At 38.6% G+C, this 13939-nt stretch carries 10 protein-coding genes and 1 other RNA gene; 1 reads left to right on the forward strand and 10 read right to left on the reverse strand.

Annotated features, from left to right (window positions below):
• Nucleotides 1–15 precede the first annotated feature (15 nt).
• The 10 genes from NNJ85_RS05910 to ettA form a co-directional block, all read right to left on the reverse strand.
• Nucleotides 16–1437, reverse strand: coding sequence for a UDP-N-acetylmuramoylalanyl-D-glutamyl-2,6-diaminopimelate--D-alanyl-D-alanine ligase (locus NNJ85_RS05910; RefSeq protein WP_254474366.1), 1422 nt, complete (start codon nt 1435–1437; stop codon nt 16–18).
• Nucleotides 1434–2885 (reverse strand): UDP-N-acetylmuramoyl-L-alanyl-D-glutamate--2,6-diaminopimelate ligase, encoded by a 1452-nt coding sequence (locus NNJ85_RS05915; RefSeq protein WP_254474367.1) that lies wholly within the window; start codon nt 2883–2885, stop codon nt 1434–1436. The genes NNJ85_RS05910 and NNJ85_RS05915 overlap by 4 nt, the downstream gene beginning before the upstream one ends.
• A gap of 23 nt (nt 2886–2908) precedes the next feature.
• The gene (locus NNJ85_RS05920; RefSeq protein ID WP_254474369.1) at nt 2909–4651 is read right to left on the reverse strand and encodes a penicillin-binding protein 2; all 1743 of its coding nucleotides are present in this window, start codon (nt 4649–4651) and stop codon (nt 2909–2911) included.
• Nucleotides 4648–5055, reverse strand: a complete 408-nt coding sequence (locus tag NNJ85_RS05925) for a hypothetical protein (RefSeq protein ID WP_005775192.1) — start codon at nt 5053–5055, stop codon at nt 4648–4650. Before NNJ85_RS05925 ends, NNJ85_RS05920 begins: the two co-directional genes overlap by 4 nt.
• On the reverse strand, nt 5052–6050 hold the full coding sequence (rsmH, locus tag NNJ85_RS05930) for a 16S rRNA (cytosine(1402)-N(4))-methyltransferase RsmH (RefSeq protein WP_254474371.1): 999 nt from the start codon (nt 6048–6050) through the stop codon (nt 5052–5054). The genes NNJ85_RS05925 and rsmH overlap by 4 nt, the downstream gene beginning before the upstream one ends.
• Nucleotides 6051–6312: 262 nt before the next feature.
• Nucleotides 6313–6703, reverse strand: an RNA gene (gene rnpB, locus NNJ85_RS05935) — RNase P RNA component class A.
• Between the two features lie 94 nt (nt 6704–6797).
• Nucleotides 6798–7307 carry a lytic transglycosylase domain-containing protein gene (locus NNJ85_RS05940; protein WP_254474374.1) on the reverse strand — a complete coding sequence of 170 codons (510 nt, stop codon included), beginning with the start codon at nt 7305–7307 and terminating at the stop codon, nt 6798–6800.
• Between the two features lie 1258 nt (nt 7308–8565).
• Complete coding sequence (locus tag NNJ85_RS05945) at nt 8566–8940, reverse strand: hypothetical protein (protein ID WP_254474375.1); 375 nt, start codon at nt 8938–8940, stop codon at nt 8566–8568.
• A 987-nt stretch (nt 8941–9927) separates the two neighbouring features.
• Nucleotides 9928–10866: a methyltransferase domain-containing protein gene (locus NNJ85_RS05950; protein ID WP_254474377.1), complete on the reverse strand. Its 939-nt coding sequence runs from the start codon at nt 10864–10866 to the stop codon at nt 9928–9930.
• A 673-nt stretch (nt 10867–11539) separates the two neighbouring features.
• Nucleotides 11540–13189: an energy-dependent translational throttle protein EttA gene (ettA, locus tag NNJ85_RS05955; RefSeq protein ID WP_254474379.1), complete on the reverse strand. Its 1650-nt coding sequence runs from the start codon at nt 13187–13189 to the stop codon at nt 11540–11542.
• A gap of 178 nt (nt 13190–13367) precedes the next feature.
• Here ettA and NNJ85_RS05960 point away from each other — a divergent pair, with 178 nt between their 5' ends.
• The gene (locus tag NNJ85_RS05960; RefSeq protein WP_254474381.1) at nt 13368–13904 is read left to right on the forward strand and encodes a hypothetical protein; all 537 of its coding nucleotides are present in this window, start codon (nt 13368–13370) and stop codon (nt 13902–13904) included.
• Nucleotides 13905–13939: the final 35 nt, after the last annotated feature.

Genomic DNA, 13939 nt, shown 5'->3' on the forward strand with positions numbered 1-13939 from the left:
AAAAACCTCTTAAAACTATGAAGAAACCGCTTTATAGCGCTCAAGCAATGCCGTCACAATATTTGATGAACAAAGGCTATTGGATGATTTAATCATCAAGAGATCCCCAGAAGAAATTTCTTCCAAAAGAAGCGGTAAAATTTTCTCAATATTTTCAGCATAATAAACCTCAACATCCGCAGATAAATCACTGACCAAGGACTTCATCGCTTCACCAAATAAAAAAACGGGATTAGCACCAGAAAGACGTATTGGCTTTATTAAATCACGATGAAGCTTTTCACTATACTCCCCTAACTCTAACATATCCCCTAAAACAGCAATTCGCCGCCCCCCTGCCCCAACTGGTCCTGTCGCAAGAAGCCCAAGAGCCGCACGCATAGATGCGGGATTAGCATTATAGCTTTCATCAATGAGATAAAATTCGCCGCCATTCGATACAGACAACCGATAACGGACACCCCGCCCTTTTTGAGAAGAAAAATGGCTCAAAGAAAGCACAATAGGGTCTAAATCAACACCAATGGCATCACAAGCCGCAAGAACAGCTAAACTATTTTGCACAATATGGCGTCCAGGAGCACCAATTTGGATCTCCCTATCCTGTCCTCCAATGCGCACCATCATAGAAGAACAATCGGTTAAAAGACGTATATCCCGCGCCTGATAATCAGCATTTTCAACCTCACCAAAGCTTAAGATCTTTTTCACACCGCATTGCTTTGCTTTTTGAACGAGATAAGAAAAAAAATCACTATCTGCATTTAAAATGGCAATGCCTTCCTCATCCAATCCTTCAAAAATTTCAGCTTTTGCCTCCGCTATTTCTTCAAGATCCTTGAAAAAACCCAAATGTCCCGCACAAATATGCGTAATGAGAGCAACATGCGGACAAACCAGTTTAACCAGAGGGCGAATTTCATCTCTATGATTCATGCCAATTTCAAAGATACCATAATCACTTTCCATCGGCATCCGCGCTAAAGTAAGCGGAACCCCCCAGCAATTATTTAAAGAAGCAAGATTGGCATGAACGTTCCCAGTCGTTGCAAGGACTTGTTTTAAAACTTCTTTTGTTGTTGTTTTTCCCACTGATCCTGTTATCGCGATAATTTTAGCCCTTGAACGCTTGCGTGCGGCTTTCCCAAGTTTTTCTAGGGCTTGCAAAACATCAGGAACAACAATCAATGGAGCCGATATCTTTTCCATATCCTTCAAATGATGTTCTGCCACAATAAGAACGCCTGCACCTCGTGCATAAGCTTGCGCAGCGAAATCATGACCATCAAGATGATGCCCCTTAATACAGAAAAAAATATCGCCTTCTGCAAGAGTACGACTATCAATGGAAACACCAGGAAAAGTTTCTGGTACGCTTCCCATTACAATACCATCAATGGCCGCAACAAGTGCTTGTTTATCCCATAAAGCTGTCATCTCCTCCGGTCCTCTAGAGCTCCTATCGCTTTCAGACGATCTGAAAAAGGATAAGTTGTCTGCCCTATAATTTGGCCATCTTCATGACCTTTTCCAGCAATGATGAGGGTATCACCAGCTTTCAAAAGCCCCACCGCATAAGAAATAGCTTCACCACGATCTGCTATCTCTATGGCTGTTGGGACCGCCTGCAAAATATCCTTGCGTATTTTTTCTGGTATTTCTGTGCGCGGATTATCATCCGTTACAATAACAATATCCGCTTTATCCGCTGCAATTTTTCCCATCAAAGCTCTTTTTCCTTGATCTCGATCTCCTCCACAACCAAAAACAACAACCAAACGTCCTTGCGTAAAAGGACGAACAGACAGCAAAACCTGCTCCAAAGCTTCTGGTTTATGCGCATAATCAATATAAACAGGCGCATTATTTTCTGTCTTTCCCACAAACTCTAACCGACCAGGTGCCCCCTGCAAAGTTTCAAGTGCAGAAAAAACCTTATCAGGAGAAAGTCCTGTTGCAAGAGCAAGCCCTGCCGCCACAAGTGCATTGGCCACCTGAAAATCTCCAGCTAAAGGCAAATCAAATGTATAAATCTTATTTTCCACACGACATTCGATACACTGTTTTGAGCGTTGATGTTCAACGCGATTAATTGTGATAAATTGTCCCTTACGTCCAATTGTCAAGACATGGCGGCGCACTTGTGTAACAGCATCAATAACTTTTTGTGAATAGACATCATCAGCAAAAATCAAAGCAGAAGCAGATACAGGCAAAAGTGTATCAAACAACCTCATTTTAGCCCGCAAATAATTCTCTACACACCTGTGATAATCCATGTGATCTCGCCCTAAATTGGTAAAGGCACCAGCTGTTAAACGGACTCCATCAAGGCGTCCTTGATCAAGCCCATGTGAAGAAGCTTCAAGAGCTACATGAGTCACACCTTCATAAGAAATTTCACAAAGAAGACGGTGCAAGACAACCGGATCAGGTGTTGTAAGAGAACCATAATCATTACGGTGAGGAGAAACAACACCAACTGTTCCTATACTGGCAGCACACAATCCAACATGAGTCCAAATTTGCCTAAGAAAAGAGACAACAGATGTTTTACCACTTGTACCGGTCACAGCCACAACCGTTTCAGGCTGAGAACCGTAAAAACGGGCAGCGGCCAATGCAAGACTATGACGAACATTAGAAACACGTAAAATTGGAACAGATAAATCCTCAAGAACAGCCTCGCAATCCATAACGATTGCACGTGCGCCCCGCTTTATCGCATCATTGATATAGTCTCTTCCATCCCCTTGTTTTCCTTGAACAGCGACAAAAACATAGCCCGGCAAGACTTGTCGAGAATCTGCACTGATCCCTGTTATTTCCATTGAAGAAAGCTTCTGATCTTCAAGACATTCTGTAAAAACTGTTCCAAACAACATAACGACGCACCTTTATATTCATTTTACCGCTGTTTAACGAAATTTGAATGGTTCTTTTTACCTAAAAGAGGCTCATATTCTTTTTTAAAATCCGGCTTTACACCAAGAAAACTGGCTGAACGACGAACAATATTTGCAAGCATTGGTCCAGCATTCATCCCTGCTGTTGCAGAATGTTTTCCTTCCTCTGGCTTAGGTTCATCAATAATTGTTAAAACAACATAAGCAGGATCATCAATCGGAAAAGCAGCCAGAAAACTATTGAAATTTTTTGTTTTAGAATATTTTCCATTTTCAACTTTCTCAGCTGTTCCTGTTTTTCCGCCCACTCGATAGCCTTCTACTTTTGCATTACGTCCAGACCCAATATCACTATTTAATTTATAAAGGTAACGCATATTTTGACTTGTTTTGGCCTTCAAAACCTGTTTTGCATGATGCAAAGTTTGTTCTTTTGTCCGTTTTAAAAATGTCGGCGTAATCAACCAACCACCATTCATTAAAGCAGCAGCCCCAACGGCTGTTTGTAAGGGTGTTGTTGCCATACCATGCCCAAAAGAAATTGTCATAGAATGGATATCCTTCCAATGATGAGGCACAATAGGATGGGCAACTTCAGGCAATTCTGTTGTAAGACGATCCAAAAGCCCAAGTTTTTGCAAAAAACTGCGATGTTTATCAATCCCTATCGCTAATGCCTCTTTAGCAGAACCAATGTTGGAAGAATAAATAAAAACCTCCCATAACGTTAAGGGACGATTTTTTCCATGAAAATCATGAATCGTATAGCCACTACTTGCTTTTATAGGTTTTGAAACATCAATAACACTGTTTAAATGAAAAATATCGGAATCAAGAGCCATAGCGGTCGTAAAACTTTTAATGATCGATCCCATTTCAAAGGTTCCAGCTGTCATCCGATTAAGACGATCACTTTTTAAAGCTTCAATAGGATTTCCAGGATCAAAATCTGGGAGTGATGCCAAAGCCAAAATTTCCCCCGTGTGTATATTTAAAATAACAGCGCCTGCAGCAATTGCCTTATAACGCTTCATAGCCTGAATAAGTTCATCATGAACAATTGCCTGAAGTCGCACATCAATCGAAAGCTGAAATTGTTTTAATGATTCTTCCACGGCAAGACCAGCAGCACGCAGAGCACTCAACCCCGTATCATCAATATATTTTTCCATACCTGCAATGCCCTGATTATCCACATTGACCATGCCGAGAATATGGGAAGTTATAGGTCCATCGGGATAAAAACGACGAATTTCAGTCCGAAAACCAATTCCTGGAATACCAAGAGCCATAATTTGCGTTTTCTGCATGGGTGTTAACCCACGCTGTATCCAAGAAAAACCGGTTTTTCTTTTTAAACGCTTATAAGTCTCCTGCCAATTGAGATCAGGCAAAACTGTTGAAAGCAATTCAATTGTTTCATCCACATCAATAATACGCCGTGGCTCAGCAAAAAGTGAATAGGTTTTAATATCTGTTGCTAATAAACGACCATTACGATCAACAATATCAGGCCGTGCCGTCAATTGCAGAATGCTTGGTCCCTTTGCTTCTTCAATCTGTCCACCTTCCAGCCCGTAAGAAATCAGGCAAGCTCCCATGATGCCATATAAAATTAAAAAGCAGAACAAAGAAAAAAGTAAACGTGGACGACTAGAGTACGAACGACGAACAGAAACATGATGATGATTCAACGAATCCTTTAAGCACTTTTTTTTCTCTGAGAATAAAAAGGACGATTTCATTGCTGTGCGCCTTTTTGAACAACGCGATTGACTTGAGAAGCCCGATTATTTGCCAAAATATCCTGATGATCTTCCAAGATATTTTGTTTAATTATTTCTTCAATTGGATCGTGTTCTCGTACCGGAATATCTTTAAGCTCCACAATTTGATGCGGCTGTATAACCTCTAACCCAAGTTGTTTTTGATAACGTTTTGCAAGTTTTTGCATGCGTGAAGGCCTTATCATGACAGCCCACTCAGCATGAAGCAAACTCACCGTATTTTTTGCTGCAGCAATTTCATGCTCAAGATGACGAACCTCACTCATACGTTTTTGAACATCATATTTTACTTTATAAGTAAGGCCTGCCATACAAATCATAATCATCACTAAAATCATATCAAATGTACGGAAAACTGTCATTTCTTGCCACTTTCAAAACCGGCAATCTCTGCTAAACCAAATAATTTCATATCTTCCCCAAGAGCTTCTGCATCAGTCCGCACCCCCATACGCAATCTTGCAGAACGTGAACGAGGATTCTGCTGTAATTCCTCTTTATTTGCCGTTATTCCCCCTTTAAACAAAGGGAAAAATGTTGCTGGAGAATGCTTTATTTCAGGTAAATGGCGTGATCTCATACCTTCTCCAGAACGAGAGACAAAAAATCTTTTAACCATACGATCTTCAAGAGAATGAAAACTGACAACCCCCAAACGGCCTCCAGCTTTTAAAACGCGTTCAGCAGCAAATAAACCACGCGCTAATTCACCAATTTCATCATTAACATAGATACGAAGAGCCTGAAATACACGTGTTGCAGGATGAATACGATCTCCTGGCTTACGCCCAACCAATACCTCAATGGCATGCGCAAGATCACCTGTACGCAAAAAAGGCTGAATAACACGACGTTTTTCAATCATTCGTGCAATTCGCCCTGCATAACGCTCTTCTCCTAAGATCTTAAAAATACGCGCTAAATCCCTTGCTTTTAAATGATTTATAACATCGCTCGCTGTAAAACCCGTCTGTGCCATTCGCATATCCAAGGGACCATCTTTTTGAAAAGAAAAGCCTCTTTCTGCTTCATCAAGCTGCATTGAAGAGACACCAATATCCAAAATAACCGCATCCACCTTCTCTTCAACGACACGATCGAGCTGTGAAAATTCCATATGGACCAAACGAAGTCGTGGAAAAAATTCATCAACGAGGGGTTGACCGGCACCAATAGCATGCGGATCACGATCAAGAGCAATCACTTGTGCCCCTGCCTTTAACAAGGCGCACGTATAACCACCAGCTCCAAAGGTGCCATCAATCACTTTTGCTCCAACCAATGGCATAAGCCCAGCCAAAACTGGCTGCAACAACACTGGAATATGGCGTTCAGCTCTTTGATCCTGTTTTGTCAAAATAATCCGTCTTGAAGTTATGCTGTTTCAAATCAACAGCTCTCTCATAGCAACCAATATCAGAATAACCCAACCCTCAACTTTCATATTAATAACTATGAACGAAAAAAGCTAAGGTTATCCCAAGACACATCCTAACGTATTATACTTAAAGAAATGTTATAATTTTTTAAAACACTCTTTATTCAAGTGCCCATTTCAAACACAAACTTCATAAAAGCCCATACGTCATCGAACGTGTAAAATACACGGATCATCATGAAATATCAGTCGGCCTATAAGCCGGGTTCTGTATAGTAAAGCTCATACTTTACATGGCAACCATTCATCTGGGACGGATGTTACCATCCGCCTCGTGCAACCTACCCGAATGACTCGCCCGGAAATCGGCTGCAAATTAAATCTTGCACGTCATTTCTATTTGGTCTTGCTCCCGGTGGGGTTTACCTTGCCACATTCATTACTGAATGCGCGGTGGGCTCTTACTCCACCCTTTCACCCTTACCTATAAAAATAGGCGGTTTACTTTCTGTGGCACTTTCCCTAGGGTCACCCCCGCCGGGTGTTACCCGGCACCGTCTTTCCATGGAGCCCGGACTTTCCTCACCTGTCGTTTTTCAGCATTGGACAAGCGCGGCTGCCCAGCCGACTGACGTATTAACTTATAAAACATTTTCTGCTCCGTGAAAATAGCATCTTAAAATATTTTATAGCCAATCCCTTTTAAAAGACGTTGTTATTTTGCTGTTATTTTAATGAAGCTAAATACATTTTCACTTTTGCGCAATATTTCGCCGAAATGGAATTCATTTTTTTTGCAGCATGACCTGCGTTATATTTAAGAATTGTACCACACGTACTTCCACCACTGAGCTTATAGGCCCGCGCCAAATAACGCATACCATATTCAAGATTGGTCGCAGGATCGTACAAATCTTTTATAGAACCACTAAAGCCCAACCCTCGCGCCGTAGAAGGTTTTATTTGCATCAAACCTATTTCGCCCGCTGCCCCTTTTATGCTTGCCCTATAATTACTTTCAACTTTTACAACAGCATGAGCTAAATTAACGGGAACATTATGCTTTGTTGCAAGTTTCTGAATAAGAAACTCATAAGGACGTGCAGGTGTCTTAGAAGCAACAATCACTGAGCCTTCTTTTGAATCCGCAATATTTAAGGCACTATGAGTCCAGTTTATATCAAATATAAAAAATACAGCACACGCTGTACTTAACAAGATTTTTAAAAATTGCATTTTCTTTCTCTTCACAACATTCTCAAATTCTATCCGCAAATAGTTTGCAAGCGTATTGTACAAAAAAAGAAAGCAAAAGAACGGCTTGAAAAAGGAAATACTAAGACAATTTCAAAATAAAATTCTGTATCAAAAGAAAATCTCTTTTATGCACAAATTATAGATTGCCCTATATCATAAAATAAAAAAAATAAAGAAACTATAGTTAATCTTATAACATATTTAATAAAATGATATACTCGATCCATTGCTGTTATTGCTTTTGTACTAAAAATTTTTAGAGTACAAAGATGGAAATTTAAATAGACATAATATTTTTTTACAGATGATGATTAAATTCTTTATTGAGATCAATTCCACAAAGCAATAGAGACAGAATCATCTTTACTGGAGAGCCTCGATATCGCAAAAGTTTCACAAAAAATAAAAACCGTTATCCATGCTTCTCACACGCCAATGAATGACCGCAACACTCTTTATCCTCAATAAACCATTAACCAAAACCAATCCCTCATTCCACCATCGTGCATAAAAAGCTCATAAATATACCAAAACCCTCATACTCTTTACCAATTCAAAATATGGCAACAGCCTTTGGTCTTTGAGATAACTCAAAGAAGCTTTTTACTTTTTTCTAAAAAGGGCTTTTATCCACAAAAGCTCCTTGCTTTGTGTTGTGTAAAAAACTGATTTTAATTTCTTTAACAGATTGAAAACAAGAGAATTCCACAATATTTGTGATTCTCATTTCACATATAAAAGGATAAATGACCCTTATAAAACAATATCTTAGAAAAAATCATATTCCTCTTTATTTCTAAAACAAAGCTTAACGATTATTTTTGTCTATTTTTTAAATTCTCGAAAATACCCCCCAAAAAAGCCCTTTGCAGGAAAATGGATCTCTCCTCCTCATCTAAATATTTTTTACTTAATTCCAGATTGGCATCTTATCAGTCTTGCACCTTATCTTTACAAATCATACCAATGAATAAACATCCTAAAATCGGCTTAACATGTTTTGTTATAACAATTCATATCTTTGCTTTTCTAAAAAATATAAGCTGTTTTTTTATTCCTTTGTCATTGTAGCCATTGATAATGCAGTTAACCTGAAGTACCCTCAATAAACTTGCGATCACTCTTGTAATGATCGCAACCTTATCCTTATGTTCTGATTATTTCCCTCGTGCTCTTCAAAACTTTACAAAAAGCTTCGCTCCTAAAACAAAACTCAAAAGCGCATTTAAAAAAACAGTTAAAAATAAGCATTTGCCATGGAAGGACGAGACATTGCCTTTGAGAGAGCCATAGCAACAGTTTCTCCAAACTTGTGAGCTTCTTCACGACTCTGACCACTTTCAGAAGCAAATGAAACCGCATCGCGACGCACTTGCTCAATAAACAGCTCTTGCTGCTGAGGACTCATCTTAGAAAGCTGCACGATAATATCTGGAAAAGCCATCGCCCATCTCTCTAGCAACAACGCCTCTGTCACCTCAACCTGATGAGAAGAAGATACATAGCCAAAAAGAAACTTATGAACCATAACGCTGCGAGAAGCGAAAATACTCACACCAAAAATAAGAAATATAAATAAAATAAAAGCAATACGACTGGAGAAAAATCCCATTATCCCTTACCTAAAGATCATAAAATCAAACACAGATTCTCTTTATAGCATTCAACGATTTTTCAATAAAGAAAAACTCTCATTATTGAAAATGAATACGATAACACTAACCACTCAACGAACTCTTATCCCCCCAGAACTACATGCTACGTAATAATAAATTTTACACCTTTTAAGACCCCTGAAAACACCTTACCAAGCCTTAAAAACAATTTACAAAAAACCTGACTGAGGAAATCCTCAGTCAGGCCAGACAATCTAGGGGATCCACGCGGGGGGGGGGAGGAGGTTCCCCGATCGTCTTCTCGCATCAACCACTAAGATAGCCGATGCAATATCCTTGCTATGGAATAAAATGCTTTAAACAACAAGAAATTCTTATCATCTCCTACGCAAAAAAACACAAAAGAATTATAAATTGTTTAAAAATGGTGAAATTTAGGCAAAAAAAATTCAAAATGCACCAATTTGAAGCAATTTTATTTCTATAAGCGTCAATCAGAATCTACAACCATTATAATTTTTATAATAATTTCTTTTACAGCTCTGATGATCATCATTAAAAAATAAATAATCTGTATATATTCGCCCTATAAAAAATAGAATCAGCAGAATCACTTGCCCAGCAGCGATCACCACAAAAGAAAAATGTCGTCTTTAAGCCTTATACAATAAAAGCAGAAACACCTGTTCAAAAGAACATATGAATTATTTCAATAAAAACAATAAATTAGAGAGAAAAAGTCTTATCTATCTTCATGAAAATTTCTGAAAATGACCCTTTAAAAATATTGTCAAATCTCTTGACTGCTAGCATCAATAAAGAATTGAAATAGCTTACGAAAAAAAATGAAACCTCTGAAGGTATTTATTTCGAATCATACCCTATAATCATTCCCAATAACGATAAACTACCTTACAATAGCCAATACATCCCTATATGTTATTTAGAGAAATCTGAGAATACAGCACATTAACAAACGCGATTTATGCAAAATCGATTTGTTTATCTTGAATATCATCAACCAATAAACGCGGATCATGAGCAAGCCAAATTGTCACTACACACGACTCACTGTTTTTACTTTGTATAGGAGTAAGACAAATTGTTTGCTCTAAAACAAGTCCCGCATTTTTAAGCCATTGTTCTATTTGTGAAGCTGAAAATCCAAAATGCATAGGCGCTTGATCAGAATGTGAAGACTGAACTTTATGATCACAAAAATCCACAATCAATAAACGCCCATGAGGACGCAAAACACCTGATATCTTATGAAGAACTTCTTCAGGGTTTTCAAGAAAATGTAAAACCCAATGAAGGATGACTAAATCAAAAGTCGTCTCTCCAAAAGGCAAATGCAAAACATCACGATCAAGCACAACTTCAACCGCATGCGTATAAAGATCAGAAAATAATTTTAAGAGAGAATCTCCCCCCATTCCAATATTCAGCATCGTCTGCAATGGCTTATCACCCACGATTTTAAGTAAAGCATTTTCCACACCCTGGTCTGCCACATAGGACGATCGCAAGACATCCCATTGCGACGTATTTTGTAAGAAATGCTTCTTCCTCGTTTTTTGACGCTGCTTTTTGACATTCTTCAAACGTTCTAAATCGTGCGCTAACAACATGTCATGTTTTAGCAAAGTCAAAAGAATGCTCATCACAATATCCTTACCCCAAAAATCATGACAAAGCTTAAAATAAAGACAACCTCCCTTCTGATAACGTTCAATCAATCGTGCTTCGTATAATAAACACAAATGTCGTGATATACACGCTTGCGACTGATCAAGAATAAAAATAAAATCAGGGATTGTTAAATCTTCATGATTTAAGAGTCTGAGAACACGTAAATGACTCACTTCTGCAACCGCTTTCAGCATCACAATCATTGCATCTAAACTTGCACTTTTTTTCATAATTACTCCCTAAACTTTCCTATAAAGATTTGTTTATAGGAACAAAAGTCAAGCACAATGCGCATATTCTCATCTATTTCGTTCCCGCTATTTTATCACCCTACGAAAAAAACAGGCCACTGTAAAAGATGAACAGATCTTATCCAATTGCCCCCAAATAATTATAATACATTGATTTATAATAGTTATTTATCATTTTTAACTTAAATAAAAGGCTACAATATCGTAATTTTTTCTCATTTCAAACCTATTCATGGTAAATCAAACAACACCATTCTCTTACACCTCAGAAATAGCGACCTATGAATAAAAAAACATAAAGGTAAATGAAATACTATCTCAAAACACAAACAATCCAACATGGGGAGAGAATAAATAATAGGATGATTTTACTTGTCGCTTTTTAAGGAAAGACGCACATGCTCAATGACCAGAGCATTTATAAAATAGCACTTTTCATAAAAAGATTTTCCCTCTTCATGGTAATTTTACAAGTAAGGATAGCTATATATCACGAGTAGAATGGCATTATTGACAACATGGACTCATAAAGAGTCTCTCCCCTTTCCAATAAATAAAAACTTCCACAAAACACACACGACTCTCTTGATGAATATCATCAACATAAAAACACACTATTTTCTCAATAAAATTCCAATAAGATTAAGAAATTCTAGCGTGTAAGAGGCTTATAATTTGCATGCTTAGGATTAAGCGACTCTGCCCCAAGTCGGCGAACTTTATCAGCTTCATATTCAGCAAAATTCCCTTCAAACCATTCCACATGGCCATCACCTTCAAAGGCTAAAATATGCGTTGCCAATCGATCAAGAAACATACGATCGTGCGATATAATCACTGCACAACCAGCAAAATTTTCTAATGCATCTTCCAATGCACCCAAGGTTTCAGTATCAAGATCATTTGTCGGTTCATCAAGAAGAAGCACATTGCCCCCCTCTTTTAGAAGTTTCGCCAAATGGACGCGATTACGCTGCCCTCCTGATAAATTTGCCACCTTCTGCTGCTGATCGGTCCCCTTGAAATTAAAAGCCCCACAATAAGCACGACTATTCATCTCATACTTGCCTAACTTAATAATGTCATTTTCACCAGAAATCTCCTCCCAAACAGTCTTATCTCCTGCTAAGGAATCGCGACTCTGATCGACATAACTCATGTGAACTGTTTCACCGATCCGTATTTGACCTGAATCGGGCTGTTCTTGTCCTGTCAACATTTTAAACAAAGTCGACTTTCCCATACCATTGGCCCCAATAACACCGACAATACCCCCAGCGGGAAGTTTAAAAGAGAGAGAATCAATCAACACACGTTCGCCATAAGCTTTAGAGAGATGATCAACTTCAATGACAACCTGTCCTAATCTTTCTCCAATAGGAATAATGATTTGCGCCTCTCCTGGACGGCGCTCACGTGCTGCCTGAACCAACTCATCGTAAGCTTTAATCCGCGCTTTTGACTTTGCTTGTCGCCCTTTTGGACTAGAAGCAATCCATTCTTGCTCACGCGATAAAGCACGTTGACGCGCAGCCTCTTCACGCCCCTCTTGAGCCAAACGTTTAGCTTTAGCGCCCAAATAAGCAGAATAGTTCCCCTCATAAGGGATACCTTTACCGCGATCTAACTCTAAAATCCACCCCGTAACATTGTCGAGAAAATAACGATCATGGGTTATCAAAAGCACGGCGCCAGGATATTCACGCAGATGCCTTTCAAGCCAAGCCGTCGTTTCAGCATCTAAATGGTTTGTCGGTTCATCCAAAAGCAACAAATCAGGTTTTGACAAAAGCAATTTGCAAAGTGCCACACGCCGCTTTTCACCACCCGAAAGTTTTGTCACATCCCCCTTAGCTGGCGGACAACCAAGAGCAGCCATCGCCATTTCCACTTGACTTTCTAAATCCCAAAGATTCTGACTGTCAATAATATCCTGAAGCTTTGCACTTTCATCAGCCGTTTCCTCACTATAATTCATCATCAATTCGTTATAACGCTCAAGAATAGCCTGTTTATCTGCGACACCTTCCATCACATTGCCACGCACATCTTTGCTTGCATCAAGAAAAGGTTCTTGTGGTAGATAGCCACAACGTGCCCCTTCAGAAAGCCATGCTTCTCCCGTATATTCCTTATCGAGCCCAGCCATAATCCGTAAAATAGTGGATTTACCTGCACCATTTGGTCCTAAAATACCGATCTTCGCATCTGGATAAAAAGACAAATGAATATTTTCTAAAATTTTTTTATTGCCGTAAAACTTGTTGAGCCCAGCCATATGGTAGATAAATTGACGTGCCATAAATTTCTCTTTATATAAATCTCTTTTTATATTGTGCGATATTAAAGATTAGGATTTTGAAAAAACTGCTTTCGCTTTTTGAAACTGTACAGTAAAAAGAGCTTACATCGTCTCAAAAGCTTTTCGCTTTAATATTGGTACATTTTTTCTCATCTCACAAGCCCCAGTATGGTTCTAAATGCAAAAAAACATCCCCTTAAGAAGCAAAAAGCAAATCTTTTTAGCTGTCCCTGAAACGTGTTATCAAACATTGCCCCTCTTTTCCATACCAGAGATAACAGTGTATTTTTACCGTATTAAACCAACCTATCAGTGTAATATGGGACCAGAAAGAAAAGCGATTCTCTATGCGCCTTCTTTTTTTGCTTTATGGGCTTTATATTACGCAGTAAAAAAACCTTACCTTTTTTCATCGATTTTTTGTTACGGAAAACAATGGACTTCACCCCTTGCCTTGATGTGGCTTAAATTACGTTTACAAAACGACCGCCACCTTATGGGATCTGACGTCCCAAGCCCAATGATCATGAAAGCTTTGCGTCAACATGTCGCAACAAATAACGACAGTGCACTTCCCATTGGTACGTGGTTACACTTCGTAAAAAACTATAAAATGAATTGTAAAAACTTATCTATCCCCCTCTTTTGGCTTGATAATTATAAAAATAAGATCAATATTCAACAAATCATTTCAAAACTTCAAGACGAAATATAGCTTTTTAAAAATGCGATAAAAGCTCATCTTCTATA

The sequence above is a fragment of the Bartonella sp. B1098 genome, assembly GCF_944896145.1.
GTDB lineage: Bacteria > Pseudomonadota > Alphaproteobacteria > Rhizobiales > Rhizobiaceae > Bartonella.

Bases quoted from the DNA above. Each gene is read 5' to 3' on its own strand.
- NNJ85_RS05910 (WP_254474366.1), bottom strand. From the start codon at position 1,437: ATGACAGCTTTATGGGATAAACAAGCACTTGTTGCGGCCATTGATGGT.
- NNJ85_RS05915 (WP_254474367.1), bottom strand. From the start codon at position 2,885: ATGTTGTTTGGAACAGTTTTTACAGAATGTCTTGAAGATCAGAAGCTT.
- NNJ85_RS05920 (WP_254474369.1), bottom strand. From the start codon at position 4,651: ATGAAATCGTCCTTTTTATTCTCAGAGAAAAAAAAGTGCTTAAAGGAT.
- NNJ85_RS05925 (WP_005775192.1), bottom strand. From the start codon at position 5,055: ATGACAGTTTTCCGTACATTTGATATGATTTTAGTGATGATTATGATT.
- NNJ85_RS05940 (WP_254474374.1), bottom strand. From the start codon at position 7,307: ATGCAATTTTTAAAAATCTTGTTAAGTACAGCGTGTGCTGTATTTTTT.
- NNJ85_RS05945 (WP_254474375.1), bottom strand. From the start codon at position 8,940: ATGGGATTTTTCTCCAGTCGTATTGCTTTTATTTTATTTATATTTCTT.
- NNJ85_RS05950 (WP_254474377.1), bottom strand. From the start codon at position 10,866: ATGAAAAAAAGTGCAAGTTTAGATGCAATGATTGTGATGCTGAAAGCG.
- ettA (WP_254474379.1), bottom strand. From the start codon at position 13,189: ATGGCACGTCAATTTATCTACCATATGGCTGGGCTCAACAAGTTTTAC.
- NNJ85_RS05960 (WP_254474381.1), top strand. From the start codon at position 13,368: ATGCAAAAAAACATCCCCTTAAGAAGCAAAAAGCAAATCTTTTTAGCT.